Source organism: Streptomyces durocortorensis, from assembly GCF_031760065.1.
Lineage (GTDB): Bacteria > Actinomycetota > Actinomycetes > Streptomycetales > Streptomycetaceae > Streptomyces.
This window is the reverse complement of record NZ_CP134500.1, coordinates 4,210,597-4,235,984: the sequence shown is the minus strand read 5'-3', so window position 1 is coordinate 4,235,984 and position 25,388 is coordinate 4,210,597. Positions and strand designations below refer to the sequence as shown.

The window sequence follows — 25,388 nt, the reverse complement described above, 5'->3', positions numbered from 1 at the left end:
AGCGCTTCGGTGTCGGGTCTGCCTGCTGCGCATGTCCTGTGCCGGCGGCCGGACTGCGTCTGTCCGTGCCACGCGTCGGCCACTGCTCTCCGGGATGCCGGATGAGCGTCAGCCTGTCGGTTGCGGATGTCCGCACCTGTGAGGCGTGTTGGCGCGCTCCGGTCACCGCCGTACGGCACAGCACCGACGGCCGGGACCTTCTCTGCCGGACGTGTGCCGAGAGTGGTCGTCCGTGCCGCGTCGGCCTCTTCCCTCCGTACGGGAGCTACCGGCTGCGCCGCCGCCCCGCCGATCGAACCGTTCCACCGAGCAGAGGAGATGGCCGATGACCACCACCCCCGTACGGGCTGAGGGCGGCAAGCACGGCGGGCCTCCGTCGGACAAGCCGTGGACACCGCCGTCGGAGCCGAAGCCGTCTCCGGACGGCAGCCGCCCCACGTACGTCCCGCAGCCATGAGCACACCGCACCAGGTACCGACCTACCCGGATCTGGTCCGGGCTCTCGCCGATCGCGGGTTGCTCAACGGCCGTTGGCGGCAGGTCTTCGAGGCCGTGCCGCGCAGCCGGTTCGTTCCGGCGGACGTCTGGCGGCAGTTGCCCGACCGGTGTGAGCCGGTCGTGGGGACGGACGCCTGGCTGGCGCTGGTCAACAGCGACGAGCCGGTCGTCACGCAGCTCGACGACGGAGCGGTGGGCGGACCCGGTGTCGCGACGTCGTCGAACTCGATGCCCTCGATGGTGGCCCGGATGCTCGGGCTGCTCGATGTCGGGGACGGGATGCGGGTGCTGGAGGTCGGCACCGGCACCGGGTACGTTGCCGCGCTGCTCTGCGAGCGGCTCGGTGACGATCTGGTCCACAGTGTGGAGCTGGACCCGGTCGTGGCCCGGCAGGCGGCCGACGCCCTCGCGCGGACCGGGTACCGGCCGCATCTGCGGGTCGGGGACGGTGAACAGCCCTGGCCCGGCCTGGGACCGGTGGACCGGCTGATCTCCACGTGCGCGTTGCGGTACGTCCCCTACGGGCTGCTCCGGCAGGTCCGGCCCGGCGGGGTCGTCGTGGCTCCGCTCGCCCGGGAGTTCTGGTCGGGTGCTCTGGCCCAGCTCCGTGTTCAGGATGACGGTACGGCGGCGGGGCCGTTCCGCGGCGGGGCCACGTACATGCCGATGCGAGCCCATCGCGTACCCGATCTCCACGAGGTACGGGGCAGGGGGCGGGCCCGAGCGTCGGGCCTGGACCCCGCGCGGCTTCTCGACCTCGGGTTCGCGCTGTTCGCGAGGGCGCGCCTGCCCGGCGTACGCCTCGTCCACAAGGACACCGATGAGGGTGTTCAGGTGTGGGTGACCCGGGAGGACGGAAGCGGAGCGACCGCCGTCACCGGGCAGGAGGTGTGGCAGTACGGGCCCGGGTTCCTGTGGGAGGAGATCGAGCGGGCCTGGTGGGAGTACGAGTCGGCGGGGCGGCCCGGCGCGGAGCAGTTCGGGCTGACCGTCACCGACCGGGGGCAGCAGGTGTGGCTGTGGGACCCGCGCGAGGTCATCCGGCCGGCCAGGGCGTAACCCGTGTCAGGGCCTGTCCTGGGTCGGCCCGTGGCGTCGGAAGGGCCGACCCGGAGCAGGCCCTCACGGGCCCCCGGCACAGGCGTGTCGGCAGCCCACCGCTGCTCGCCGTCCTCCCACTCCCCGGTCGGCCGGAGACCCGCCGCCGCAGCCACCGCCGACGACACGGCGTGGTCGGGGTGGATGTGGGCGACGAGCTCCCGGACGTCTCCGGCCGCGACCAGGTGCGCAGCGAGGCCCTGCGCCGCCTCGCTCGCGTAACCCCGGCCCTGCCACGGAGTCCCGATCACCCAGGCGATCTCCACGCGGGGCCCTCGTACGGTCGCCTGGACGTACCCGGCGAGGCAGCCCTCCGCGCGGACCCGGAGCACCCAGTTCCACCACAGCTCCCCGGGGTCCGGCGAACCGGCGCACTGCCGCTCGTACCGGGCCCGCAGCGCGGCCGGGTCCGGCGGGCCGCCCCCGGTGAACACGTACAGGGCAGGGTCGGCGAGGACGGCGGCCATCTCGTCGGCGTACCCCGGATCGAGGGGGAGCGCGTCGAGGCGGGGTGTGGTGAAGGGCCGGGGTCCGGTGGTCGTCGACACGGTCCCCGACCCTACGCGCGGCCTACCCGCGCCCGCCCCTCAGTTACTCAGCCGCTCACTCGCTCGGCAGCTCACCTGCTCAGCAGCCTGAACCGCCGTACCGCCAGCGGCAGGAACACCAACGTGATCACGGTCGGCCACACCACGGCCATCAGCAGAGCGTGTTCCTCCACCCACGTGCCGCCGCCCGCCACCGGATTGCCGAACAGTTCGCGGGTGGTGGTCGCGGTCGACGAGATCGGGTTCCAGGCGGCGACCGCGCCCAGCCAGCCCGGCATCAGGGAGGGGGCGACGAAGGTGCTGGAGATCATCGTGAGGGGGAAGGCGACCGCGTACAGCCCGCCCGCCGCCTCCGGGGTGGGGACCAGCAGGCCCAGCCAGACGCCCACCCAGATCAGGCTGAACCGCAGCAGCAGAAGCAGCCCGAACGCCCCGAATGCGGCCACCGCCCCGCCACCCGCGCGCCAGCCGATCAGCAGCGCGGTGGCGGCCAGGATGGTCAGCTCGGCGGCGGCGACCACCAGGTCGGCCACCCCGCGTCCGGAGGCGAAGGCGGAGGGGGCCATCGGCATGGACCGGAAGCGGTCGACGACCCCCCTGCCGGTGTCGGTGACGACGGCAACGGCGGTGTTCATGAAGCCCATGGCCATGGTCATGGCGAACATGCCGGGCATCAGGAACTCCCGGTAGTCGCCGCCCCCGGGCACCTTCATGGCGCTGCCGAAGATGTACCCGTACAGCAGGACGGAGAGGATCGGGAAGCCGAGCTGCCAGAGGACGGCGGAGGGGTGGCGCTGGTAGTGGGTGAGGGTGCGGCGGGTGATGTTCCAGCAGTCGGAGACCGCCCAGTAGGCGAGTCCGTGGTCCCGGCCGACGCGGGGCGGCGCAACGGGGTTCTGTTCTAGCGTGGTCATGCCGCCGCCACCTCTCGCACGTCGGGGATAGCGATGTCGTGGCCCTCGCCCGTGCCGTGGTCCGTGCCCTGCCCCGTCAGCCGCAGGAACACATCGTCCAGGCTCGGCCGGCGCAGTCCGATGTCCTCCACCGCGATCCCGTCGTCCTGAAGGCTCCGGGCCACCTCGGTCAGGGCGGCCACCCGGTCCGCGACCTGGGCGTGCACCCGACGGGCGGTGCCGTCGGTGACGACGAGCCCGCCGCCGGCCACCCGGTCGACGGCCTTCGCCACCGCGGCCAGGTCGCGCTCGTCCGCGGCGACGACCTCGATCCGGTCGCCGCCGACGCGGTTCTTCAGCGCGTCCGGGGTGTCGTCGGCGATGGCCCGCCCCCCGTCGATGACGGTGATGTGCGAGGCGAGCCGGTCCGCCTCGTCCAGGTACTGCGTGGTGAGCAGGACCGTCGTACCGCCTGCCACCAGGGCCCGGACCGCGTCCCAGACCTCGCCCCGGCCACGCGGGTCGAGCCCGGTCGTCGGCTCGTCCAGGAAGAGCACGTCGGGCGAGAGGATCATCGAGGAGGCGAGGTCGAGCCGGCGCCGCATGCCGCCGCTGTACTCCTTGGCGCTCCGGTCGGCCGCCTCGACCAGGTCGAACCGGTCCAGCAGCTCCCCGGCACGCTGCCGGGCCCCGCGGTTGCCCAGGTGGAAGAGGCGCCCGAACATCTCCAGGTTCTGCCGCCCGGTGAGGCCCTCGTCGACGGCGGCGTACTGACCGGCGAGCCCGATCCTGCTCCGTACGCGACGGGGTTCGCGCCGCACGTCGAGCCCGGCGACCCCCGCCCGGCCCCCGTCGAACCGCAGGAGGGTCGCGAGGACCCGTACGGCGGTGGTCTTTCCTGCCCCGTTCGGGCCGAGGAGGCCATGGACGGTGCCCGGGCGCACGGCGAGGTCGAATCCGTCCAGCGCCCGACTCTCCGCCCCGCCCTTCCCCCGCGCCCGGTACCGCTTGACGACCCCCTCGGCGAGCACCGCGTACCCGGACGTGGACCTCACCCCTGCTTCAGGCATGGACATGGCACAACCCCCTGCTTCTCCGGTCGACCAGAAAGCGAATTGAGTACACCGTACCCGATGACGGGTACGGTGTACTCCAATGCGAGTACGGCGTACCCAAATCTTCTCCGGCGCATTACGCTGACGCCATGGCGAAAGACGGATCGACAACGGCAGCGACAGCGACAGCGGCGACGCCGGACGGCACGGCGACCGGGAGCGGCGACATCGCCCGCAGCCTGGAACTCCTGTGGGGTACCGGCGAACGCCCCAGCCGCGGCCCCAAGCCGGGCCTCACCCTGGACCGGATCGTCACGGCCGCCATTGCCGTGGCGGACGCGGAAGGACTGTCCGCCGTCTCCATGCGCCGGCTCTCCACCGAGCTGGGCACGGGCACGATGTCGCTCTACCGGTACGTCCCCGGCAAGGCGGAACTGCTGGACCTGATGCTCGACCGCGTCCTCGGCGAACCGCTGCCGACCGGCCCCACCGGGGAGCGATCCGCCGCCTCGGCCCGGTCGTCGGCGGGGGCGCCCTCCGACGACGGGGCCGAAGGTTCCGGCGACCGGGCCAAGGACTCCGGCCACCTGGCCGAAGGTCCCGGCGACCGGGCCGGGGAATCCGGCCATCTGGCCGAGGACTCCGGCGGACTGTCCGACGACTGGCGGGCGGCCGTCGACCGGATGGCCCGCGGGCACCTGGACAACCTGCGCCGCCACCCCTGGCTGCTCAAGATCAACCAGGCCCGTACGGTGCTCGGCCCCAGCGCCCTGCGCGGACTTGAGCTCGCGCTCACCGGTCTGCGCGGCATGGGCCTGCGGGACCCCGAGCTGATCGGCGTGATCATCACGGTCAACAGCTTCGTGGAGGGCCTCGCCCGGACCCAGGGCGATGCGGCGGAGGCGGTGGCGCAGACCGGGCTGAGCGACGAGGAGTTCTGGGACAACCAGCGCCCCTACCTGGAGCGGGCCATGCTCAGCGGGGAGTACCCGGTGATGGCGGCGATGGCGGAGGACACCTTCAGCGCCGAGTTCGATCACTTCGAGTTCGGCCTCCAGCGGCTGATCGCCGGTTTCGAGGCCCTGGTCCGGGAACGGAGGGCGGCGCAGAAGTGACAGCGGGCCCGGCCCGTGTCCCAATGGATATATGGACGCCAGCCGGGAGCTCGCTCCTTTCGTCAAGCAGTACGCCGTCCTGCTGAGCACCCACCGCCAGGACGGGACGCCCGTCGGCACACCGGTCAACATCGCCGTCGAGGGCGATCACGCGTTCATCCGGACGTTCTCCTCGGCCTGGAAGGTCGAGCGCATGCGCAACCACCCGCGGGTGGAGATCGCCCCCTGCACGCTCCGGGGCCGGCCCACCGGACCGCAGATCAGGGCCCATGCCCGGCTGCTGCCGGCAGGCACGAAGGAGAACACGCACGCGGCGCGGATGCTGTCGCGCAAGTACCCGATCGTGCACGGCGTACTGGTGCCGCTCGCGCACCGGCTGAAGAGGGACCGGACGCTGCACTACGAGGTGTGGCCGATCACGGACGACGACTGAGCCCGCCGCCTACCCCCGCCGCCGCCTCAGCCCGAGCCACAGGACCGCGATCCCGACGAGGACGGCCGCCCCCAGAGCCACGTTGCCGTCCCCGGAGCCATCCGCGGCGGCGCTCCCGCTGCCACTCCCCCGCTCCCGGTCACCGCCCTGGTCACCGGCCTCGTCACCGCCCTTGGACGGCGCACCGTCCCTTCCGCCCTCACGACCGGCGACCTCCACGCGCACCACACCGCTGCGCAGGCCCTCCGACCCGAACATCAGGGCCGACCCGTCCGCCGTGTACGTCACCGACTCCGCCTGCCGCTGGAACGGCGCGGCGACCGCCTCGCTCTCCCCGAGCCGGCCGTCCTCGAAGTCGTACACGCGGGCGCTGAAGTACGACCGCAGCACCAGCGAGCCCCCGTCGGGTGAGAAGGCACCGTCCGTCACCCACGGCACTTCGTCGACCCGCCGGAACGTGTTCACGGCCCCGGTGGTGAGCTTCGCGGGCCCTTCGTAGAGGCCGCCGCCGTCCCCGTTCTTGGAGGCGATGTAGACGCGGCCGGTCTTCGGGTGGACCATCAGCGCCTCGGCGTTGCGGGGCCCGTCGGCGTACTTCACGTCGTACTGGACGGCGGTGACGGTGGCGTCGCGCAGCTCCTTCGGCTCGGGAAAACGGTAGATCCAGACATGACTCCACGAGCCGTCCAGGTTGTCCCCGATGTCACCGACGTAGATGTCGCCGTCGGGCCCGATCGAGATGCCTTCCACGTCCCGCGGCTCGCCCACCCCCCGCATGGTGATCGTCGCGACCGTCTTCCCGGTGCGGGAGTCGACGGCGAAGACGTAGGGGCCGTCGTCGCTGTCGTTGTGCGTCCAGTAGATGCCGGGGTGCGCGCGGCTGGCGGCGAGGCCGCTGGACTCGGTGATGCGGGGGTCCTCGATCGTGAAGTCACGATCGGCCCGGCCGTCGTCGGCCACGGCCGGGCCACCCCCCGCGAGCAGCAGAAGAGCAGCGGCGAGGGCGGCAGCACGGGTGCCCGCCGGGCCGGTCAGATACGAACGCATGGCCCAAGTGTCCATCGTCACGTCGCAGGCCGGAGGCATGATCGGCCATGATGACGCCATGCGTTTCCTCTTCGTCGGCGATTCCATGACCATCGGGCGCGCCGGCGACTTCACCTGGCGCTACCGGATGTGGCAGCACCTGGAGTCGTTCCCCGCCCTCCCGTACGAGATCGTCGGCCCGCGCTCGACGCTGTACGACGCCGAGGCGAACGCCCCGCTCTCCGAGACGTACGCGGACCCGTCCTTCCCGGCGCTCGCCCGCCGCCATCTGTCCGGCTGGGGCGAGGGCTGGCTGCACATGGCCCCGGTGATCGCGGACGCGGCGCGCGAGGCGGAGGCGGACGTCCTGCTGGTCTCGCTGGGGCTGATAGACCTCGGGTTCTACACGGACGCCGAGCAGACGGCGGACAACGCCCGCGCGTTCATCACGGCTGCCCGCACGGCGAACCCTCGCATGCGCATGGTGCTGCTCCCGGTGATACCGAACGTCCGGGCCGAGACGGACGCCCCCTTCGCCGCCTCCTGCGCACGCTTCAACGAACTCCTGGCCAAGGCGGTGGCCGACCTGGACGACCCCGCCTCCCCCCTCCTCCTGGCCTCGCGCCCCACGGCGTACGACATCCACACCGACACCTACGACGGCACCCACCCCGGCCCGAGCGGCGAACACAAACTGGCCGCCGCCTTCGCCGACGCGATGCACCAGGCGTGGGCGCTGGGCGGCCCGTACGCCGAGCGTCAGGCGCTGGAGCAGCCCTTGCCGGCCTGACCGGCAGGGCTCACGCGCCCGCCCTCACCCCACCGACCGCGACCCCAGCATCGACAGCGCCAGCTGGGTCAGTTCCCCCGAGACCTCCTCGGGGCGGGCCCGGCGGCAGCGGCGGGCGTGGTGGGCCATCAGTTCGTGGACCGTGCCGACCATGACCATCACGTCGACCCGGTAGTCCCGGTCCTCCGCCTCGCCCCGCTCCACCGCCCGCTCGGTCTCGCCGGTCAGGAACTCCGTCCACAGCGCACGCCAGAGCTTGCAGTGCTCGTCCACCACGGCGCTCACGCCCAGCACCTCGACGAACGTCACGCGGGCCTCGCGCGGGTCCAGGGTGACGGCCTCCACGTACGCGTCGAAGAGCCGGCGGACCCGCTCCGCGATCGAGCAGTCGTCGATGCCCTCGGAGAGCAGGGCGGCCTCCGCGGCCCGCAGGCCGGCTGTCGTGACCCGGTTGTGGAGGGCGATGAGCAGGCCCTCCCGGGAGCCGTACTCCTGGCGCAGCACCTCCACCGGCACCCCCGCCGCCTCGCACACGTCCCGCTCGGCGGTCTCGCGGTAGCCGTTGATCCCGTACAACTCCCTCGCTGCTTCGAGAAGTTGTTCGCGCGCCTGCATGCGGGCGACGTCCCCGGGCCCGGTCCGCTGAACCGTCCAGCTCTCCGCCACCGGTCCTCCTTGAGCGCAAGGTGCGGGAGAGGGGCCTCAGCTCCTCTGCACGAACCGCCGCCCCATTGTGCTCGCCCACCGCCGTACGGGCCGTAGCGCCACACCCGTACGGGCGAATACCCGCACGCGGAAACGCTTCTTCAGCGCCTTCCCCCACCCACCCGGTCCTGCGGCGACGCACCACGGGACCCGCGTTGAACGCGTTCAAACAGGTCTGGCACGATCAGCACAGCGGCCGCCACACCGGGCGAACCGCACCTACCGCCGTGCGCAAGGGGGGCCCTGAACGGTGGAGAACAAGAAGCGGCTCTACGGACTGAACCTGCTGCTCTCGATGATGGTCCTGTTCCTGGAGGCGGCGCTCGCCCTCGTCGTGTCCATCGTGTACGAAGAGACCCAGGCGGCACCGACCCCCGAAGGCACCGGCGGCTCGCCCCTGTTCGTCCTGTTCCTGCCCGTGCTCGCCGTGATCGGAGCCACCTTCACGGCCGCGATCTCCTTGACCCTCGTCCTCCCCACGGCCTGGCTGAGCGACGCGTTGGGGCGCCGGTTCGCCGGTCGTGAGGCGTGGTGGTGCGTTCCGCCGGTGGCGGGGGCCCTCGCCCTCGCGCCCGTCGGTACGGCCGTCGCCCTGGCCGGCGGCGGGAAGCCCGGCGCCATCGCCCTGGGGTGGTCGCTGACCACGGTCACCATCGCCGTTCCGGCCGTGCTCTGCCGGTCGCGCCGGAAGCGGATCTTCGGCCCGGTCCTGCTGTGGGGCGTGCTCACCGTGGTCGTCACGGCCGCGCTCGGCGCAGCCGCCCTGTCTACGGGGCTCCTGAAGGAGTACCGTCCGCCTGCGGTCACCTCGGCGGACCTCGTCGGAAGCTGGTCGGACGGCAACGGCGGGACGCTGACCCTCACGCCGGACAGCCGGGTCACCGGCTCCGGTCTCCACGCCGACCTCGGCTACGGCTCCACCGGCCTCGGCAAGAACGCCCCGAGCGGCGATCACCTCTCCCGCGACGACGACAACAGCTGTACGGGGCCGGGGACCTGGAGCTTCGAGCCCGGGCCGGACACCACGGCCCAAAGGGTGGAGATCACGGTCGGGACGTGCGGGGTCGCCCCCTGGAGCGTCGGCGGCACAGCGGACCGGCTCACCCTCTACCAGTACGTCGGCGACCCGGACGCCCCCGACCTGCACGAGCTGACGAAAGCCCCCGGCACATGACGCCGCGAGCAGAACCCACCGTCACATTCGCGCCACGAGTCCTTCTCGGCTGAGTCACCATCAGGGTCACGGAACGTACAGATCGCAAATCGGAATACCCCAATCTTTGCGCTTCTCATACCTTTTGCCCAGCCCTCCTAGGGCCCACGAAGCCCTGACTCGTCACACAGGGACGTCACAGGCGCAACTTAGGCTCCGCTTATGCGTATCTCGAAGAACCTCATTGGGAAGAACCTCATCGGACTCGCCGCCGTCGGCATCCTGGTCACCGGCTGCGGTCCCTCGTCGGACGACGACTCCGGCAAGTCCAGCGCTTCGGCCGGCTCGACCGGGTCCGCCGACCGGGCGCCCGAGAAGGAGGACAAGGCCCCCGAGCCCGGGGCGGACCTGGCGGTCCCCGTCACCGGTCCGCAGCCGGACGTCCTCGTCTCCAGCTCCGACCCGAAGCTCAAGGTCCTCCCGAAGCCCGACAACGGCGCCTCGTTCACCGAGAAGGTGGAGCACAAGCTCCAGGAGAACCTGCTCAGCCGGGTCAAGGTCCCCGGCAAGACGAGCGCGAACTGCCCCGACGGCGTCACCCAGGAGGCCGGCGCGGTCAGCGTCTGCAACGTCACCTACGAGGGCGCGGTCATCCCGTACGAGGTCAAGATCAGCGACAAGTACAAGCCGGGCAGCCTCATGACCTTCTACAACAGCACCCCGAAGAAGAGCCTTCTGGTCGCCAAGGCCGCCTACAACCGGCTCTGGGAGTCCTACAAGGGCCGGTCCGACGCCGAGAAGCTCTCCTGCGAGGAGCTGCCCGTGGCCAAGGCCGTCGACGAGGAGACCGAGACCGGTCTGCACTGCCAGTACTGGGGCAAGTACGCGGGCGACGACCGCGACGGCGGCTTCGTCAAGCTCGGCATCAAGGTCAACCGGCACAACGTGAACTTCTTCGAGGTCCGTTGAGCCACCGGCTCCTGAGCCGCCTCCTCAGCCGCCTCAGCGGCCTCAGCGGCTTCAGCCACCTCAGCGTCTGACGATGGGCCCCAGCAGCTACACGGCGGGTGGGGCCCATCGTCGGCACGGCCGCCCACGGCCCCTGCCCACGCCCCCCGCTCACGCTCACGCCTTCACCGCGAACTCCCCCCGCAACAGATCCTCGTCCCGTGACGACGGCCCCACCAGCAGCTCGAAGCGGCCCGGCTCCACCACCCGCCGTTCCCTCACGTCCACCAGCGTGCAGTCGGCGGCCGGGAGCTCAAGGAGGATCTCCCGCGACTCCCCCGGGGCCAGCTCCACCTGCCGGTAGGCCTTCAGCTCCTTCTCCGCCCACGTCACCGACGTCACCGTGTCGCTCACGTACACCTGCACCGTCTCCAGCACGGGCCGCTTCCCCGTGTTGGCGACCGTGACCCGCGCCCGTACGGTCTCCGACGCGTCGACGACGGCCGTCAGCACCTCCAGGCCCGTGTAGTCGACCGTCGTGTAGCTCAGCCCCTCCCCGAACACGAACGCCGGGCGCTGCGTCAGGTCCGCGTAGCGCGAGCCGTGCTGGCCGCGCACCTGGTTGTAGTACGTCGGCTGCTGCCCCGCGTGCCGGGCGAAGCAGAGGGGCAGCCGGCCGGTCGGCTCGATCAGGCCGAGCAGCAGTTCCGCGACCGCGCGGCCGCCGAGCATGCCCGGGTTGGCCGCGTACACGATCGCCGCCGCGTCGAGCGCGGACGGCGGCAGCACCAGCGGCTTGGAGCTGATGACCACGACGACCAGCGGCCTTCCCGTCGCCGCCAGCGCGTCCAGCAACGCGACCTGATCGCCCACGAGTTCGAGGGTCGCCGTCGACCGGCCCTCGCCGATCAGCTCGATCCGGTCGCCGACGACGGCCACCACATGGTCAGCCGCCTCGGCCGCCGCGACGGCCTCGGCGATGAGCGCCGGGTCGGGGGTGGCCGGGACCACGACCTCCGGCCTCGGCTGCCCGTCCGGGAAGAACTCCCCCTCCGGGTCGGTCCCGACGGACAGGATGCGGGCGCCGGGCGCGTACGAGACCGTCCAGTCGGCGGGCACGTGGTCGCGGAAGCCGTCGAGGACGGTACGGATCATGGCACGCGGCTGGCCGCCCGGAAGCCAGTCAGCCTGCCCCGAGGAGCCCGCCCAGTCGCCCAACTGGGTCTGCGGGTCATCGGCGTTGGGGCCGATGACAGCAACCGCACGGGGGCCGGGGACCATGGGGCGGCCCCGGCCGCCCTCGTCCGCCTCCAGCCCGCCCGCCAGCGGCAGCGTGCCGTCGTTGGCCAGCAGGACCAGCGAGCGCCGGGCCGCCTCCAGGTTCAACGCGGCATGCGCGGCACTGCCGATGACCTCCGCCTGACGGGCCGCGTCGGGGTGGCGCGGGTTCTCGAAGAGGCCCAGCTCGAACTTGAGCGCGAGGATGCGGCGTACGGCCCGGTCGACCTCGGACTCCGCCAGCAGCCCCTGGGCCAGCGCCTCCTGGGCCCCCTCGAAGAAGTTCGACGTGGTCATCACCATGTCATTGCCCGCGCGCACCGCCGCCGCCGAAGCCTGCGCGTAGTCGCCGTAGACCTTCTGCTCCCACACCATGCGGCCGACGTTGTCCCAGTCGGTGACCAGGGTCCCGGTGTACCCCCACTCACCACGCAGCACCTCGTCGAGCAGCCAGTGGTTCACGGTGATCGGCACGCCGTCCATCGACTGGTACCCGAGCATGAACGTCCGGCAGCCCTCCTTGGCGACCCGCTCGAACGGCGGCAGGAACCACGAGCGCAGCTTGCGCCGGGAGATGTCCGCCTCGCTGGCGTCCCGGCCGCCCTGGGTCTCCGAATACCCGGCGAAGTGCTTGGCGCAGGCCAGGATCGCCGTCGGGTCGTCCAGCCCGTCGCCCTGGTAGCCGCGTACCATCGCCGACGCCAACTCTCCGATCAGATAGGGGTCCTCGCCGAACGTCTCGCCCACCCGGCCCCAGCGCAGATCCCGGGCGATGCAGAGCACCGGCGAGAAGGTCCAGTGCACCCCGGTCGCCGCGACCTCCACCGCCGTCGCCCGCGCGATCCGCTCCACCAGCTCCGGGTCCCAGGTGGCGGCCATCCCGAGCTGCGTCGGGTAGATCGTGGCGCCCTCCCAGAACGAGTGCCCGTGGATGCAGTCCTCCGCGACGAGCAGCGGAATGCGCAGCCGGGTCCGCGCGGTGAGCTCGGCGGCCTCCCGCACCCGCTCCGGCGAGGCGTGCAGGATCGAGCCCGCGTGCAGGTCCTCGACGAGGTGCCGCACGCCCTCCTTGGCGTTGAGCTGGAGCATCTGGCCCACCTTCTCGGCCGGCGTCATCCGCCCCAGGAGGTCGGCGACCCGCTCCGCGACGGGCAGCGCGGGGTCGAGGTACGGCGGCAAGAGACCCACAGGAGTTCCTTTCGCGACGGCACTCCGCAGCACCGTACGCTGAATCCCGACCGCTCGGTAAGTATTGGAGTGGTGCGTAATCACCCCTGTGAGAGTCTGGGGCGGAACGAGAAGGGCGTCCGATGACAGCGGGTGAAGGCACGTGACCTCGGGAACGCGGGGCGGCTACGCCAAGGGCCGGGCCAAGCGGATCGAGATCCTCGACCAGGCGATGGCCCTGTTCGGCGAGGCGGGCTACCGGGGCTCGTCCCTGCGCGTCATCGCCACCCGCTGCGGCATCTCCCACCCGGGCCTCCTGCACCACTTCCCGACGAAGGATGCCCTCCTCCTCGCGGTGCTCCAGCGCCGCGACGACGTGGACGACGAGTGGCTGGCCCTGGGCGCCACCCGGGGCGTCGACCATCTGCGCCGACTGACGGACCTGGCCGAGCTGAACGCCGAGCGGCGCGGCATCGTCGAGCTGTTCTCGGTCGTCGCGGCGGAGGCCACCTCACCCGACCACCCGGCGCGCGCGTACTTCGAGGACCGCTACCGCTCCTCGGTCGCCAACACCGAACTGGCTTACCTCCAGGCCCGGGAGGCGGGCGAGCTGCGCGACGACGTCGACCCGGCGGCCGCCGCCCAGCAGCTGATCGCCCTGATGGACGGCCTCCAGATCCAGTGGCTGATCAGCGACTGCGCGACGGACATGGCGGGCGTCCTGCGGGCCCACGTACAGGCCCAGTTGACCGTACGGTTCTGACGGACCCGCGCCTGGCGCACTGCCTTGGCCGGGGCTTCAGGGACTCACCCGCGCGATCCCGCGCCGGTCCGCGATCCGCGCGATGACCAGGCAGTACAGCGGGGCGAAGACGAGCTCGACGACCATGGCCTGCCAAGGGGCGTCGGCCGCGGTGCTGGTGTCGTCGAGCGCGCCGAAGCCCGCCGCGAGCCCGAACGCGATCACGTTGTTGGCGACGTGCATGACGATCACCGCTTCGAGGCCGCCGGTACGGATGACCAGCCATCCCCACCACAGCGCCGAGTAGAACAGCAGGACGAACCCGGAGAGTTCGCCGAACCCGTGAGCCAGAGCGAACAGGAGCGACGCGAGTACGACGGCGGGCCAGGGCGACCGGACGGCCCGCCCGATCACCTGGACCAGCCAGCCCCGGAAGACGTACTCCTCGGCGGCGGCCTGGAACGGGACGAGCGCCAGCACGACGGCAAGGCTCACGGCGAAGGCGGACCAGCCCGGGAAGCCCCCGCCCACGTCCCCGACCGGCTCGTCGTCCCAGGTCCACGCGATCATCAGCCCCAACTGCAGGACCATCAGCGGGACGCCCACGACAGCACAGCGCCCGAGCCACCCCCAGCGAAGCCGCCCGACGACGGAGGACACCGTCCCGGCAGGACGCTTACCCACCTGGCGAGCGCCGAACAGGACCACGGGTATACCGATCGCCAGGCTGACGAGCGACATGGCGAGCTCGGCGACCGGATCGGTGAAGACCACTTCACTGTCCGCCGAGGCGGGCGCCAGATCGAACACCGCCGCGACGATGGAAGCGACACCGAAAACGGTCAACAGCCCGCCGATGAGCATCCCCAGGACAACGACCAGCTCCCCCACCCACGCGAGCCTGCCGCCGCCCCGCCCATTGCGCCCCTGCTCGTCATAGCGGGACCCGGAGGGCGCCGGGGCAGGCCCGGACGGGATGCGGGCCCACTCGGGGGGCCGGTCCCATCCCTGCCAGGCGGGGGCGGGGACGGGCGCCGGCGACTCGTTCACGGGCGCCGCCCAGGCCGTAGGGACTGGCCCGGTCGCAGGGGCCGCCCAGGCCGTAGGGCCCTGCTCGGCCGTACGAGTCGGCTCGCCCGCTCCCGCAGTGTGTTGCTCGTCCACGTGTTCCCCCTTGCATGCTTCCCGCGCCTGCTCCGGTCAAGAACAGGCAATACAGATCATCGCCGATCCTGCGAGCGCCCAGCACTCGGGTCAAAGCGATTCGGGGCAGAGTGAACCAGCTCACGGCTACGGCGACAGTGCGGCCAGGAGCCGGCCGTGACCGTGCAGCGGAGGGAACCCGCCATGCCGTTCCCTCCCCCCACTCATGCCGCTACCTGGCGGCGGCCCGCCCACCGCAGTCCTGCGCCCCGCCCCCGTCGACGCCCCCACCGACGGCGGCGAAGCGCTCGCGCCACGATGAGGCTCGGGTGCGGTCTCGGCGTGGGCGTGCGCCTCGGCCCAGTAGGCGCGCCGCTCCGCCCGATGGCAGGGCCCGCAGGTGGTGGCCCACGGGACGGCGGGCCGGAACACGTGATCCTCGCCGGGGGCCGCCCCACACACGTAACACGTACGTACGCGCACAGAGCGTGATGTCGCGACCACGGCACCGCAGCCGGGGACCAGGCCACGCCGGATCACTCCTTCACGGCACACCCCGCCCGCAGCCACGCCACCTCGTGCAGCAACCCGCCTTCCACGAACGGCTCGTGGGCCGTCGGCCGCGACCGCCAGTCCAGCGGCCAGGTAGCCCCGTCCAGCGCGGGCACCCCCACAAACGCGTCCCCGCGCGCACTCCTGCTCATCGCCTCCACCCCGGGAGGCCACCGGAACGCGGCGGCGGTACCGGGCGCCAGCAGGAAGTACATGCTGCGCTCGCCAATGCCGGAACGGACGATGGGCCCGGCCTGGAAGTCGGTGAACTGCATGACCTCGTAAGCGATTTCCTCACCGAGCATACCGATGGCCCGTACGGCGTCGAAGTGGATGCCCACGTGCCGGAGGGCGTGGCCGGAGGCGGGAATCCAGGAGGGAACCGGATCCAGTGAATTTCGGAGTTCCATGCGCTAAGCGTTGCGGCGCACACGTACCGTGACCAGGGTCACAAGCAGGTTGTGAACAGTGGTGTACAGCCGAGGTGAACCCGTGCACTCCAGTGATCAGGCCGAAACCGCCGCCGAGATGTTCGGCCTGCTGCTCAGACACTTCCGCGAGCGGGCCGGACTGTCCCAGGAGCAGTTGGGCAAGCGCATCGGATACTCCAAGTCCCAAGTGGCGATGGTGGAACGGGGCGCGCGACCACCGAAGGGCGTCTTCGTGCAGCGGGCGGACGAGGTGCTGGGTGCACAAGGTGCACTGATCGTCGCCGCACCGAAGCCGCCGAAGCAGACGAAGCAGCGCAGTCCGCTGCCGGACTGGTTCACGCCGTTCGTGGAAGAGGAGGAGAAGGCGTGGGCCCTGCACACCTACGAGAACCACGTCATGCCCGGCCTGCTCCAGACGGAGTCGTACGCACGGGCGGTCTTCACGAGCCGGTACCCGAACTATGACGACGACGAGATCGAGGCAAAGGTCGCCGCACGACTTGAACGGCAGAAACTGCTGTCCCGCAGGCCGCTGCCCGACATCAGCTTCGTCCTGGAGATGGTCGTGCTGACCCGGCCGATCGGCGGCCGCCGGGTGATGAAGGCCCAGCTACACCACCTCGCCGAGGTGGCGCGGCTCCGGCACGTACGCATCCAGTTGATGGACCCGTACCGCGAGGATCACGCGGCGCTGGACGGACCCTTCGTGCTGCTGGAGACCGACAAGCGCCAGCAGCTCGCTTATATCGAGGGGCAAGGCGGCAGCTTCTTCGTCACCGAACATCCGCAGCTGGGCAACCTGTTCGGGAAGTATGGCGTCACGCGGGCCCAGGCATACACTCCGGAGAGGACGCTGGAAACAATCGAGAAGATGGCAGAGGAACTATGAGCACCGGTCTCCACTGGTTCAAGTCCAGCTACAGCGGCAGCGAGGGCGGCAACTGCGTCGAGGTCGCGCTCGCCTGGTCCAAGTCCACCTACAGCGGCAGCGAGGGCGGCGACTGCGTCGAGGTGGCCGCCTGCCCCCACACCGTCCACATCCGCGACTCCAAGGACCTCACCGCCCCCGCACTCGCCGTCTCCCCCACCTCTTGGACGTCGTTCGTGGAGTTCGCCGCCTCCTGAAGCCCCGGTCGCTCAGCCGAATCCGGCACCCAGGAGGAACGGGGCAAGGGTCAGCCCCGCCGACACCGGCCAGTACGGGTAAGGGCACGGACGCGGGTACGGCTGCGCATCGGTGAACAGCCTGCGCCGTATCCACAGGTTGATCAGGGTCCAGATCCCGCCGAAGCAGGCCACCACCGGCACGACGATGACCAGCCACAACAGCATCCCGTCGTCCTCGTTCGGGTCCCGTTGGGTCCATCCCAGCTCGGCCAGGGGCCCGTTGGACAGGAAGTACCAAGTCAGGAAGGTCGGCACGATGGCCGGAACCCCGAGCAGCAGGTTCACCGCCACCGGAACGACCGGAACGAAGGACTTCCGACGCCGCGCGTTCTTCATGGGACCTCCGGGCTCAGCCGGGACGCCTCCGCCACCAGCCGTTCGAGGCTGGTGGCGGAGGTGATTTCGGTACGGAGCAGGCTCGTCTACGTCTAGTTGGCCGGGGGCGGGGAGACGAAGGGGGTGCCGAAGCTGCCGTTGCCCTTGCCCGGGTAGGCGAGGATGTTGCCGTTCACGTGCAGGGCGACGAGGTCGTGCTTCTTGTCGGCGTTGAAGTCGGCGGAGTCGACAAGGCGAATGTTCTGCCAGCCGGAGCCGGTCTTGACACCGCCGTGGAAGGTGCCGTTGCCCTTGCCGGCGTAGAGGTTCAGGCTGCCGTTCTCGTGGACGCCGTAGAGGTCGATCCTGCCGTCGCCGGTGAATTCACCGCCGACCACCATGCGCATGCCGTCCCATCCGGTACCGGCCTGGACACCGGGGGCGAAGCCCTTGCCCTTACCCGCGTAGAAGTAGAGGGTGCCATTGGTGTGGACGGCCATCAGGTCGCCCTTCTTGTCGCCGTTGAAGTCACCGGCGGCGAGCAGGCGCATGTTGCCCCACCCGGTGCCGACGATCGAGGAACCGGTGACACCACCCTGGCCGTTGCCCGGGTAGAGGTAGAGGCTGCCGTTGTCGTGGGTGCCGAGGATGTCGGGCTTGCCGTCACCGGTGAAGTCGGTGGTGCTCAGCAGACGCATTCCGCTCCACCGGCCCGGGCTGACCTTGACGCGGGTGCCGAACCCGCCCTTGCCGTCGCTGGGGTGGAGGTAGAGGAACTCGTCGGCCGCGTCGACGGCGAGCAGGTCGCCCTTGCCGTCGCCGTTGAAGTCGGTGACCGTCATCCGCAGCGCCCACGACCGCTTCACGGTGGTCGCGATCCAGTCGGCCACATCGTCGGTGCGCGTGGCGACGGCGCCGGTACGGGTCTCGGTCACGCCCAGGCAGCCGCCCTGCCAGGAACGGGTGGCGACGCCGACGAGCTCGACGCCTCCCTCGGTGTCGCGGAGCATCGGGGCCCCGGTGTCGCCCTTGCACAGGGCGTCGTTGGCGGTGGCACCGCTCACGGTGAGCTCGGTGCCGGAGACCGAGCCGACCTTCATCGATGCCGTGTGGGCCGCGTCCGGCACCCATTCCGTCTTGGTACGGCCGAAGCCGACCGCCTGCAAGGTGTCGCCCTCATCAGCGGAAGAGGCACCTACGGTGAAGGGCGTGATGCCGGAGGTGGGCGTGGCGATCCGAGCCATGACCAGGTCACGGCCGGTGGACGGGACGAGCTCGACGACTTCGGCGACGTGTCCGCCGGTCCCGGTCAGAGAACTGCGGCCTATGGTCGCCGTGGTCTTCAGGGCAGGCTTGCCCGCGGCGATCTGGGTGGGGTTGCTGAGGTCTGTGGCGAAGCAGGCGGCCGCGGTCAGCACCCACTGGCGGTCGACCAGGGCTCCGGTACAGGAACGGGTGGAATCGCCTTCACCGATGTGGAGGCGCGCGACGGAAGCCTGGGTGGCGGCATCGGCAGCGGAGCCGGTGGCGGCTGTCGCGGGCGCGCCGGTCACGGCGGCAGAGCCGGCGGTGGCGGCCAGGACCGTTCCGAGTATGGCGAGGCGGGTGCGTCTACGGGACACTGTGGCGATCGTCCTTGCTGTAGGTCGAGGATGACGGAGTTGGGGGCGGAATCGCCCTGCGTACCTGCACCTACACCTGATGCGAATCGACGCGTCGACGTGAGTCCGCCGAGAGATAGCCACCCCCTGGTCCGGCGTTGCGGTCACCGAATGAAAACAGCGACATCGAGATTGCACCACGCGAAACATGCGGATGATCCACCCTGAACCCCCTTTAACGGACGTGAGTTCTGTCACGACCGTGAGGGTTGCAGTAATTTTGAGCAGAGTTTGGATCCACATCCAGCCACGCCCGTGCCGACTTTCCCGCCAAGTTCTCGTCAGATTCCGGTCAGATTCCCGTCAGGTGCCTTCAGCGAAAAGGCCGCATAGGCTCATGGGGTCGGCCGTGGGATCTCGCGGCTACGGTTCGCACCTCATCCAAACCGGCACGCAACCGGGAACACAGCGACGCGCTTTCCCCCCCTCGTACGCCAACGCCTTGCCCCCGGCGGCGCCTTCGTCTTCTCCCAGCCTCCGGCCATCCCTGGCGCGTACGGCCCGCAGGGCATGTACAAGGGCGGGTTCACGGGCAAGGCGATGTTCACCTACCGCTACAGCTACCGCCCGGCGGTGCGGGAACGCCTGCTGACTCGGGCCGGTCAGCCCGAAGGCTGACCCTGGTCCCCCGCAGGGCTTAACAAGGTCGGACCTTCGAGAGGATCCGCGTCGTCCCCCATCCCGCCAGGCTGAAGACATGACGACGACAAGGCAGTCCTCCCCTACGGACTTCGGAGTGCACTCGGCGGGGAAGGACCTCACACAGCGCAGCGTGCCGACCTGGGCGGAGCGCGTCGCGCACGCCATCCCGCTGGTCGTGCTGCCGGTCGGCATCTGGCGACTGCCGATCGGCTTCGGGTACGGCATGGGCGGGGAGCCCATGTCCCCTGCCTGGTTCAACGCGCCCTACGTCATCGGGCTGACGGTCCTCACCGAGATCCTCGCGCTGCTCAGCTTCGGGTTGGTACGCCGCTGGGGTGAGGTCGTTCCGCACTGGGTGCCGAGGCTGGGCGGCCGACGCGTCCCGCCCGCCGCCGCGATCGTCCCCGCCGCCTTGGGCGGTCTCCTCATCACCGCGCTCGGCGTCCACTGGCTGTACGAGGCCGCCACCGTCGGCAGGGCGGCCTGGCCGTACGACGAGGGCTGGGACGTCCTCGCGATGACGATGAGCGGGCTGATGAACCTGTGGGGCCCACTGCTTCTGGCTCTCACCTACGCGTACTACCGACGCCGCCGGGCCTGATCCCGTCGGTCATTCATTCGTGCGCAACGGGGGAGGCGGACCCAGCCCGGCAGGCAACACGGTCGGCAGGCCCCGCCAGATCCCAGGGGGCCTGCCCCCGGGGATCTGGCCCGATACCAGGTCCCCGGGCAGCACTCAGCGCTTGAGCGTGAAGGTGAAAGCGTCGGAGACCTTGCCGGTCAGCCGGACTGCCGAAACGAGCTTCCCCTCCGTGATCAGGCGCTCGACCTCGGCCCGCGAGAGACCGCAGCCGTCAGCGATCAGTCGCACCGGCCGGACGGGAATCCGCGCCGCGAAGCGGACCGAGACATCGATCACCTCGCGGTCCAGGTGGTCCGAACCGCCGGTGTCCAGGCACCAGGCGCCCGCCCAGTCGAGGGCGATGCGGTTACGGCGCCGCAGAGCCGGGTCCTGAAGCAACTCCGCAGTCAGTCCCGGGTCATTGGCGTGCAGCCGGTCCAGCAGTTCGGGCCGTACGGAGCGTACGTTCACCCGCTCCAGGACCGTGAGCTTCGCCGTGTCCCCGCAGGCGGTACAGAGCACGAGGAGCCAGGCAGCGATTCACCGGTTTTCGGCTTCACTGAGTGACCCTCAGGCCCTCACGGCGAGTGCGGTCTTTCGCATCGCATGCCGCGGATGGTGCGCCCGCGGCGCCCCGCCCCACCCCGCCGAGCGGGAGCGGGCGCCGCACGGTGAGGGTCAGCGCCGCAGGCCGAGGACGATCATGCGCATCGTGTCCTGCCCGGTGTGCGTGATGAACACGCCCGCACCCTTGGCCATGGCGGTCGGCGTCGTGGCCGTCTCCGGCAGGGGCTTGGCGGCGCCGGTGGCTGCTGAGACGGAGACCGGGATCCGCGGGGCGTCTTCCCCGGCGGTGCCGTATGCGGTGCCGTCGTCGCCGACGGAGGAGAGGATGATCTCCTTGGCGTCCTCACCCTTGTCGGCGCACGTGCCCTTGCCCGTCCGCAGGTCGAAGAGGTTGCCGCCCTTGACCAGATAGCGCCCGTTGGGGGAGACCGCCGGCGGAACGTCTTCCCGGTACGTCACCTTGGGAATGCCGACGGCGTAGGAGGTGCTTGCGGTTTTGCACGGGGCAGTGGCTCGGACCTTGCCGGTCGCCATGTCGTGTACGGCGGAGATGTCCTCACTCACCGTGACAGCTGAGCTCTCCTTCCTCCCCTTGCCCCACCCTGCGATCAGGAGGTCACCGGCGGCACCGACGATATGGCCGTTGGGAACCTGCTCCACGGAGTTCACGACCGGGTCGAATTCGACGACCGCCTCGGCGCCTGGCGGAATCGCCTTCGCGCTGTCCCAGCCGCCGTCGACGCCGAATCCGCCTTCTCCGGTCCCTTCGTGCTTGTTGTTGGTCACCAGCCCGTCCCGGCCGGGGAACGCCATGTCGTAGTCGCCGTCCACTGACTGCCCGCCGATCCGGACCTTGGCGTCGCCGTTGTCGGTGACCTTCCCGTCGGGTGAGATCAGGAAGTTGTCGAAGTAGGACCTGACAAGTAGACCCCCCGCACCGGGAAACACGCTGACCTGGTTGTCAAACTCGCCATCCGGCGCTTGGACGTCCCCGGAGCCGGCGGGCGCGAGGCCCTTACCGGATGCGTCGGCCGGGTAGAAGGCCACGGAAATGGCCTGCTGGAAGTCGTGGAGTTCGTCCTTTCGCTTCTCGCCGTGTGCCCACACGGCGAAGAACTCGCGTTCGCCTCCCGTGATCAGGGAGATACGGGGGACTGCCAGTGCCGAGGTGTCGTCCGCACTCTGCTCCTCGGTGAGCTTCGGGGCCTGCCAGGGCTTGCCAGTCGACAGCAGCTTGCCGGACGCGGCCTCGCGGACGCTCAGTACGTAGCCCTGTTTCGTCTTGTCCAGATAGGCGACCGTGCCGCTCTTCGCCGAAACCGCGAAGGGGAAGGGCTGCCCCTGAGGCAGCCAGTCGGCCTTGACCTCCCAACCCTTGCCGCTGTCGAAGGCGTCAGGAGCCGTGATCTTGCTGGTGAGGGCGACACCGGCCGTGCTGTCGGTTCCCCCGCCGGCGGCTCCGCCTCCTCGTGCAGCATCGGCGCCGTCACTGCCGGACGAGCACGCCGACAGTGCGCCGATCAGTGCGCCTGTCACCAGCATGGCCGTCTTGCCCATCCTCATCCTCAGCCCTTTCAGTTCACAGGGCGATGAGGCAGCTCGGCCGTCTCTCCCCCCCCGGTGGACGGTACGTACGCAAATGATCAAGCGGAAATCAGACGGTACAGCATCTTCAACAGCTTGCACACGGCGCTCTCTGCCTCGTCATCTCATTGTGAGGCGGGGGAAGTTGGCGGCCCGAGTAGGCGCACGATCCTGCTGGAGGGGGCGTCGTCGAACACGATGTTCGCGCCCTTGCCGCCCACCTCCAGGGTGACCCTCTTGTCAGGGCACGCGACGGAGCGCGCGAAGGCCTTGCATTCTGGACGTGGGCGCGGGCACCGGACGCGACGCCGCGGCGTTGAACAGCAGGCCGGTCAGGCCGGCGCCTGGCCCGTCTCGAAGCGGCTGATGCGGTCGCCGGTGACCGTGAAGACCCAGCGCGTCCGCATCGTGCCCCAGGTGTCATTCGTGTAGTCGACGACGAGGGTGCGGCCGTCGCCGGAGGCGTCCACGATCTTCATGCGGCCGTTCGCCTTCGGCGAGAAGATCTCCTTCTCCGTCCAGGCCGCCAGGTCCCGTTCGCTCCCGTCGTCGGACATCGTGGCGTCCTCGGTGAGCACCCCCGAGAAGAAAGCCTCCTTGTCGCCCGCGTTCACGGCGGCGACGAACTTCTCCACCACCGGGTCGCTGATCGATGTGGTCATGATGTTCCTCCTTCTCTGCGCGTCCGGGATCGCGCGTCCCGGAGATCCCTACCGAGTCTCTGTCGGCGGCCCCGTCACCGCACGTCGGGCGACGGGGCCGGACCTCGCGTGCGTCTCGCGCGGTGAGGTCGCTCAGCGGTCGGCCGCCGCCAAGGCGCTGATCAGACGGCCCAGCTCCCCCGGCCCCTCAAGGTGCGCCATGTGGCCCTGGCCGGGCAGTACGTGGACCCCGGCTCGGGGGACACGCCTCGCGACGTCGTCGAACGACGTTCCGTAGGGGGCCCTTCCCTGGTTGCTCCCGCCGACGATCAGGTCGACCCGGTCCGCCCGCCGGGCCGGCTCATCGGGGAGCGGCGGCCCGTACAGCGCGGCGAGCTCCGCGTACGCCGGCCTGGCCAGGCGGCACAGGGCGTCCCACGTCTCGCGGTCGGCGCGCAGGCTCTCGACGACCGCCGCGTCGACGCCCGCGATCCTGCGGTGCACGATCCCGACCACCGCGTCCCAGTCCTCCGCCGCCTCCGCCGCCTTCAGGTCCGGGAGTACGTCGAGGCCGAACGGGCGTATCACCGGCTCGTAGGCGACGACCTGGCGCAGTGGCCGTTCGTCGGCGGCCAGCAGAGCGATCAGACCGCCGTAGCTCCAGCCGAAGAGCGCCTCCGTACCGCTGAACTCGTCGAGCACCACGCCCAGGTCCGCCACCTCCGTCCGCAGGGAGTACGCATCCGTCAGCGGGCCCGAGGGCGCCCGGCCCCGGCGGTTGACCACCGCCACCGAGTCCCAGGCCTCGATCGCCGTCGCGACATCCCGCCACGCCCGTGCGTCGGCCATCGCTCCCGGGACTATGACGAGACCGGGCGCGTCCGGGTCCCCGTACACGTCGACCGTGACCCAGCTCGCTCCGTCACCTCCTCCCTCACCGCCGCCTCCGCCTACCGACAACCTCTTCTGGATCGTTCGCTCCATAATTCGATTATGGAGCGTCCGCTCTATAATGCAAGGGTGCCCCAGCCAGCCCGCGGACGTCCGCGCTCCTTCGACCGGGACCGGGCCCTCCTCGAAGCCGCCCGCCTCTTCTGGCGGCGCGGTTACTCGGGGACGTCCACCCGCGACCTCACCACCGCCCTCGACCTCTCCACCTCCAGCCTCTACGGCACCTTCGGGTCCAAGGCCGAGCTGTTCGAAGAAGCGGTACGCACCTACGCCGAGCGGTACCGCGAGATCCACCAACACGCCGTCGCCGAACCGGACTTCGGGACCGTTGTCGAGCGCATCCTCATCGACTCCGTACACGAATTCACCCGGCCCGCCGACGAACACCCCGGCTGTCTGCTCAGCAGCGCCGCCATGGCCGACAGCACCAGCACCCTCGACACCAGCGCCTACTTCGCCGAACTCCAGAACGCCAACGAGCAGGCCCTCCTCGTACGTATCGAGCGTGCGGTGAAGGGAGGTGAGTTGAGCGACGACACCGACGCGGGAGCGCTCACCGGGCTCATCCAGTCCGTCTGGCACGGGCTGTCGGCGCGCGCCAATCTCGGCGCGGGGCGCGAGGACCTGCTCGCCACGGCCCGGCTGGCCCACGAGCTGATCTGCGGGCGCCTCACATAACGAACCTGGTCATGAACGTAACCACGGACGTAGTTGCGGACGTGGATACATACGTAGTCACGCGCCCAGTCACCCACCCTCCCAGCTCACTGAACCCTCCCCGGTCCGGCTCAGGAACACGTCCCTCCCCGGGCACGTCGTGTGCGCGGGCCACAGCGCGTGGACCGGTACGTGCACCGGCGGGTCCAGGTCGATGACGTGGGCCGCGCCGCCCGCCGTCGGGCCCGGGGGCGACGTGACGAAGGCGAGGCGGCCCGTCGCGGTGACCGCCGTGATGGGCGGGGTGCCCTGGACCGGGTTGCGGCGGGTGTCCGGTTCGACGCCCGCCTGGCGGCACAGGCCGATCAGGAGATCCGTGTACGCGGACGAGCCCGGCTCGCCCCACACCGTGAGCGGTTCCCCGCCCAGGTCGGCCAGGGCCACCGCGGTCCGGGCGGCGAGGGGGTGACCGGCGGGGACGGCGACCCTGAGGCGGTGTTCGGCGATCCGGGCCCGGGTCAGGCCGGTGTCCGCCGGCATGGAACGGGTCAGGCCCAGGTCGCACGCGCCCGTCAGGAGCTGCTCGCGCAGTTCGTCGGGAAAGAGCTGGCGCACGTGGGCCCGTACGCCCTGCTCCTCCGTACCGGCCCGGGTCAGCAGCTCCACCACCTCCTCGGCGGTGACCGCCGGGGTGTGACCGATGCGCAGATGCCCCGCCTCGCCGCGCCCGATGCGGCGGGCGCGGTCCAGGGCGGCGAGCGCCTGGGCGCTGAGGGCGCGGGCGTCGTCGATGAGGGCCTGCCCGGCCGGGGTCGGGGAGACGTGCTGGTGGCCCCGGTCCAGAAGCTGGACGCCGACGTACCGTTCCAGAGTGCGGATGGAGGTGCTCAGCGCCTGCTGGCTGAGGTGCAGCCGTTCGGCCGCCCGGGTGAACCCGCCCTCCTCGGCGACGGCGACGAGATGCTCCAGCTTCCGCAGGTCCAGACTCACGCGGTCCTCCCCAGGC

Annotated in this window: 25 protein-coding genes and 3 pseudogenes; 13 read left to right on the top strand and 15 right to left on the bottom strand. The window is 70.7% G+C overall.

Going from position 1 to position 25,388, the window contains the following annotated elements; all coding sequences use genetic code 11:
• Positions 1 to 325 precede the first annotated feature (325 nt).
• On the top strand, positions 326 to 457 hold the full coding sequence (locus RI138_RS18850) for a hypothetical protein (protein WP_257002485.1): 132 nt from the start codon (positions 326 to 328) through the stop codon (positions 455 to 457).
• Complete coding sequence (locus tag RI138_RS18845; RefSeq protein ID WP_311120881.1) at positions 454 to 1,557, top strand: methyltransferase domain-containing protein; 1,104 nt, start codon at positions 454 to 456, stop codon at positions 1,555 to 1,557. The genes RI138_RS18850 and RI138_RS18845 overlap by 4 nt, the downstream gene beginning before the upstream one ends.
• A 65-nt stretch (positions 1,558 to 1,622) precedes the next feature.
• Here the strand turns inward: RI138_RS18845 and RI138_RS18840 are convergent.
• The 3 genes and pseudogenes from RI138_RS18840 to RI138_RS18830 all read right to left on the bottom strand — a co-directional run.
• A pseudogene (locus RI138_RS18840) lies at positions 1,623 to 2,144 on the bottom strand (GNAT family N-acetyltransferase); the annotation flags it as partial.
• A gap of 71 nt (positions 2,145 to 2,215) precedes the next feature.
• Entirely contained in the window at positions 2,216 to 3,058 is an 843-nt protein-coding gene (locus tag RI138_RS18835) for an ABC transporter permease (protein WP_311120880.1), read from the bottom strand.
• Positions 3,055 to 4,113 carry an ATP-binding cassette domain-containing protein gene (locus tag RI138_RS18830; RefSeq protein ID WP_311120879.1) on the bottom strand — a complete coding sequence of 353 codons (1,059 nt, stop codon included), beginning with the start codon at positions 4,111 to 4,113 and terminating at the stop codon, positions 3,055 to 3,057. Before RI138_RS18830 ends, RI138_RS18835 begins: the two co-directional genes overlap by 4 nt.
• Before the next feature lie 128 nt (positions 4,114 to 4,241).
• Between RI138_RS18830 and RI138_RS18825 the strand changes: the two genes are divergently transcribed.
• A complete protein-coding gene (locus RI138_RS18825) occupies positions 4,242 to 5,207 on the top strand; it encodes a TetR/AcrR family transcriptional regulator (protein WP_311120878.1) in 966 nt (321 codons plus the stop codon).
• Positions 5,208 to 5,238: 31 nt separating this feature from the next.
• On the top strand, positions 5,239 to 5,640 hold the full coding sequence (locus tag RI138_RS18820) for a PPOX class F420-dependent oxidoreductase (RefSeq protein ID WP_311120877.1): 402 nt from the start codon (positions 5,239 to 5,241) through the stop codon (positions 5,638 to 5,640).
• Positions 5,641 to 5,649: 9 nt separating this feature from the next.
• Here RI138_RS18820 and RI138_RS18815 read toward each other — a convergent pair whose 3' ends face one another.
• On the bottom strand, positions 5,650 to 6,687 hold the full coding sequence (locus RI138_RS18815) for an SdiA-regulated/phytase-like domain-containing protein (RefSeq protein ID WP_311120876.1): 1,038 nt from the start codon (positions 6,685 to 6,687) through the stop codon (positions 5,650 to 5,652).
• Between RI138_RS18815 and RI138_RS18810 the strand changes: the two genes are divergently transcribed.
• Positions 6,686 to 7,456, top strand: a complete 771-nt coding sequence (locus tag RI138_RS18810) for a GDSL-type esterase/lipase family protein (RefSeq protein ID WP_311120875.1) — start codon at positions 6,686 to 6,688, stop codon at positions 7,454 to 7,456. The genes RI138_RS18815 and RI138_RS18810 overlap by 2 nt on opposite strands.
• 24 nt (positions 7,457 to 7,480) lie before the next feature.
• Here RI138_RS18810 and RI138_RS18805 read toward each other — a convergent pair whose 3' ends face one another.
• Positions 7,481 to 8,122 carry a TetR/AcrR family transcriptional regulator gene (locus RI138_RS18805; protein ID WP_311120874.1) on the bottom strand — a complete coding sequence of 214 codons (642 nt, stop codon included), beginning with the start codon at positions 8,120 to 8,122 and terminating at the stop codon, positions 7,481 to 7,483.
• Between the two features lie 289 nt (positions 8,123 to 8,411).
• On the opposite strand from RI138_RS18805, the gene RI138_RS18800 reads away from it, so the two are divergent.
• Entirely contained in the window at positions 8,412 to 9,335 is a 924-nt protein-coding gene (locus RI138_RS18800; protein WP_311120873.1) for a hypothetical protein, read from the top strand.
• 201 nt (positions 9,336 to 9,536) lie between these two features.
• A complete protein-coding gene (locus tag RI138_RS18795; protein WP_311120872.1) occupies positions 9,537 to 10,283 on the top strand; it encodes a hypothetical protein in 747 nt (248 codons plus the stop codon).
• A gap of 156 nt (positions 10,284 to 10,439) precedes the next feature.
• Here the strand turns inward: RI138_RS18795 and RI138_RS18790 are convergent, their stop codons facing one another.
• On the bottom strand, positions 10,440 to 12,728 hold the full coding sequence (locus tag RI138_RS18790) for an exo-beta-d-1,3/1,6-glucosidase (protein WP_311120871.1): 2,289 nt from the start codon (positions 12,726 to 12,728) through the stop codon (positions 10,440 to 10,442).
• Between the two features lie 142 nt (positions 12,729 to 12,870).
• Between RI138_RS18790 and RI138_RS18785 the strand changes: the two genes are divergently transcribed.
• Entirely contained in the window at positions 12,871 to 13,470 is a 600-nt protein-coding gene (locus tag RI138_RS18785; protein WP_311120870.1) for a TetR/AcrR family transcriptional regulator, read from the top strand.
• A 36-nt stretch (positions 13,471 to 13,506) separates the two neighbouring features.
• On the opposite strand, the gene RI138_RS18780 is transcribed toward RI138_RS18785, so the two are convergent.
• The gene (locus RI138_RS18780; protein WP_311122934.1) at positions 13,507 to 14,427 is read right to left on the bottom strand and encodes a CPBP family intramembrane glutamic endopeptidase; all 921 of its coding nucleotides are present in this window, start codon (positions 14,425 to 14,427) and stop codon (positions 13,507 to 13,509) included.
• Positions 14,428 to 15,128: 701 nt separating this feature from the next.
• Positions 15,129 to 15,554, bottom strand: a complete 426-nt coding sequence (locus tag RI138_RS18775) for a hypothetical protein (RefSeq protein WP_311120869.1) — start codon at positions 15,552 to 15,554, stop codon at positions 15,129 to 15,131.
• Between the two features lie 82 nt (positions 15,555 to 15,636).
• Here RI138_RS18775 and RI138_RS18770 point away from each other — a divergent pair, with 82 nt between their 5' ends.
• Together RI138_RS18770 and RI138_RS18765 are read left to right on the top strand one after the other, a co-directional pair.
• Positions 15,637 to 16,464, top strand: a complete 828-nt coding sequence (locus RI138_RS18770; protein ID WP_311120868.1) for a helix-turn-helix domain-containing protein — start codon at positions 15,637 to 15,639, stop codon at positions 16,462 to 16,464.
• The gene (locus tag RI138_RS18765) at positions 16,461 to 16,700 is read left to right on the top strand and encodes a DUF397 domain-containing protein (protein WP_311120867.1); all 240 of its coding nucleotides are present in this window, start codon (positions 16,461 to 16,463) and stop codon (positions 16,698 to 16,700) included. The genes RI138_RS18770 and RI138_RS18765 overlap by 4 nt, the downstream gene beginning before the upstream one ends.
• Positions 16,701 to 16,712: 12 nt before the next feature.
• On the opposite strand, the gene RI138_RS18760 is transcribed toward RI138_RS18765, so the two are convergent.
• Together RI138_RS18760 and RI138_RS18755 are read right to left on the bottom strand one after the other, a co-directional pair.
• Positions 16,713 to 17,078, bottom strand: coding sequence for a hypothetical protein (locus RI138_RS18760; RefSeq protein WP_311120866.1), 366 nt, complete (start codon positions 17,076 to 17,078; stop codon positions 16,713 to 16,715).
• A gap of 92 nt (positions 17,079 to 17,170) precedes the next feature.
• Positions 17,171 to 18,679, bottom strand: a complete 1,509-nt coding sequence (locus RI138_RS18755) for an FG-GAP-like repeat-containing protein (RefSeq protein ID WP_311120865.1) — start codon at positions 18,677 to 18,679, stop codon at positions 17,171 to 17,173.
• Positions 18,680 to 19,132: 453 nt separating this feature from the next.
• On the opposite strand from RI138_RS18755, the pseudogene RI138_RS18750 reads away from it, so the two are divergent.
• Positions 19,133 to 19,321 (top strand): annotated as a pseudogene (locus RI138_RS18750) (SAM-dependent methyltransferase); the annotation flags it as partial.
• Positions 19,322 to 19,415: 94 nt separating this feature from the next.
• A complete protein-coding gene (locus RI138_RS18745; protein ID WP_311120864.1) occupies positions 19,416 to 19,961 on the top strand; it encodes a hypothetical protein in 546 nt (181 codons plus the stop codon).
• Between the two features lie 135 nt (positions 19,962 to 20,096).
• Here the strand turns inward: RI138_RS18745 and RI138_RS18740 are convergent.
• The 4 genes and pseudogenes from RI138_RS18740 to RI138_RS18725 form a co-directional block, all read right to left on the bottom strand.
• Positions 20,097 to 20,522: pseudogene (locus RI138_RS18740) on the bottom strand (DUF1062 domain-containing protein); the annotation flags it as partial.
• 138 nt (positions 20,523 to 20,660) lie between these two features.
• The gene (locus tag RI138_RS18735) at positions 20,661 to 22,106 is read right to left on the bottom strand and encodes a hypothetical protein (RefSeq protein ID WP_311120863.1); all 1,446 of its coding nucleotides are present in this window, start codon (positions 22,104 to 22,106) and stop codon (positions 20,661 to 20,663) included.
• Positions 22,107 to 22,465: 359 nt separating this feature from the next.
• Positions 22,466 to 22,795, bottom strand: a complete 330-nt coding sequence (locus tag RI138_RS18730; protein ID WP_096632271.1) for a nuclear transport factor 2-like protein — start codon at positions 22,793 to 22,795, stop codon at positions 22,466 to 22,468.
• A 132-nt stretch (positions 22,796 to 22,927) separates the two neighbouring features.
• Positions 22,928 to 23,758: an alpha/beta fold hydrolase gene (locus RI138_RS18725; RefSeq protein WP_311120862.1), complete on the bottom strand. Its 831-nt coding sequence runs from the start codon at positions 23,756 to 23,758 to the stop codon at positions 22,928 to 22,930.
• Between the two features lie 36 nt (positions 23,759 to 23,794).
• Between RI138_RS18725 and RI138_RS18720 the strand changes: the two genes are divergently transcribed.
• Positions 23,795 to 24,403 carry a TetR/AcrR family transcriptional regulator gene (locus RI138_RS18720; RefSeq protein ID WP_311120861.1) on the top strand — a complete coding sequence of 203 codons (609 nt, stop codon included), beginning with the start codon at positions 23,795 to 23,797 and terminating at the stop codon, positions 24,401 to 24,403.
• A 69-nt stretch (positions 24,404 to 24,472) separates the two neighbouring features.
• Here the strand turns inward: RI138_RS18720 and RI138_RS18715 are convergent, their stop codons facing one another.
• A complete protein-coding gene (locus tag RI138_RS18715; RefSeq protein ID WP_311120860.1) occupies positions 24,473 to 25,372 on the bottom strand; it encodes a LysR family transcriptional regulator in 900 nt (299 codons plus the stop codon).
• Positions 25,373 to 25,388: the final 16 nt, after the last annotated feature.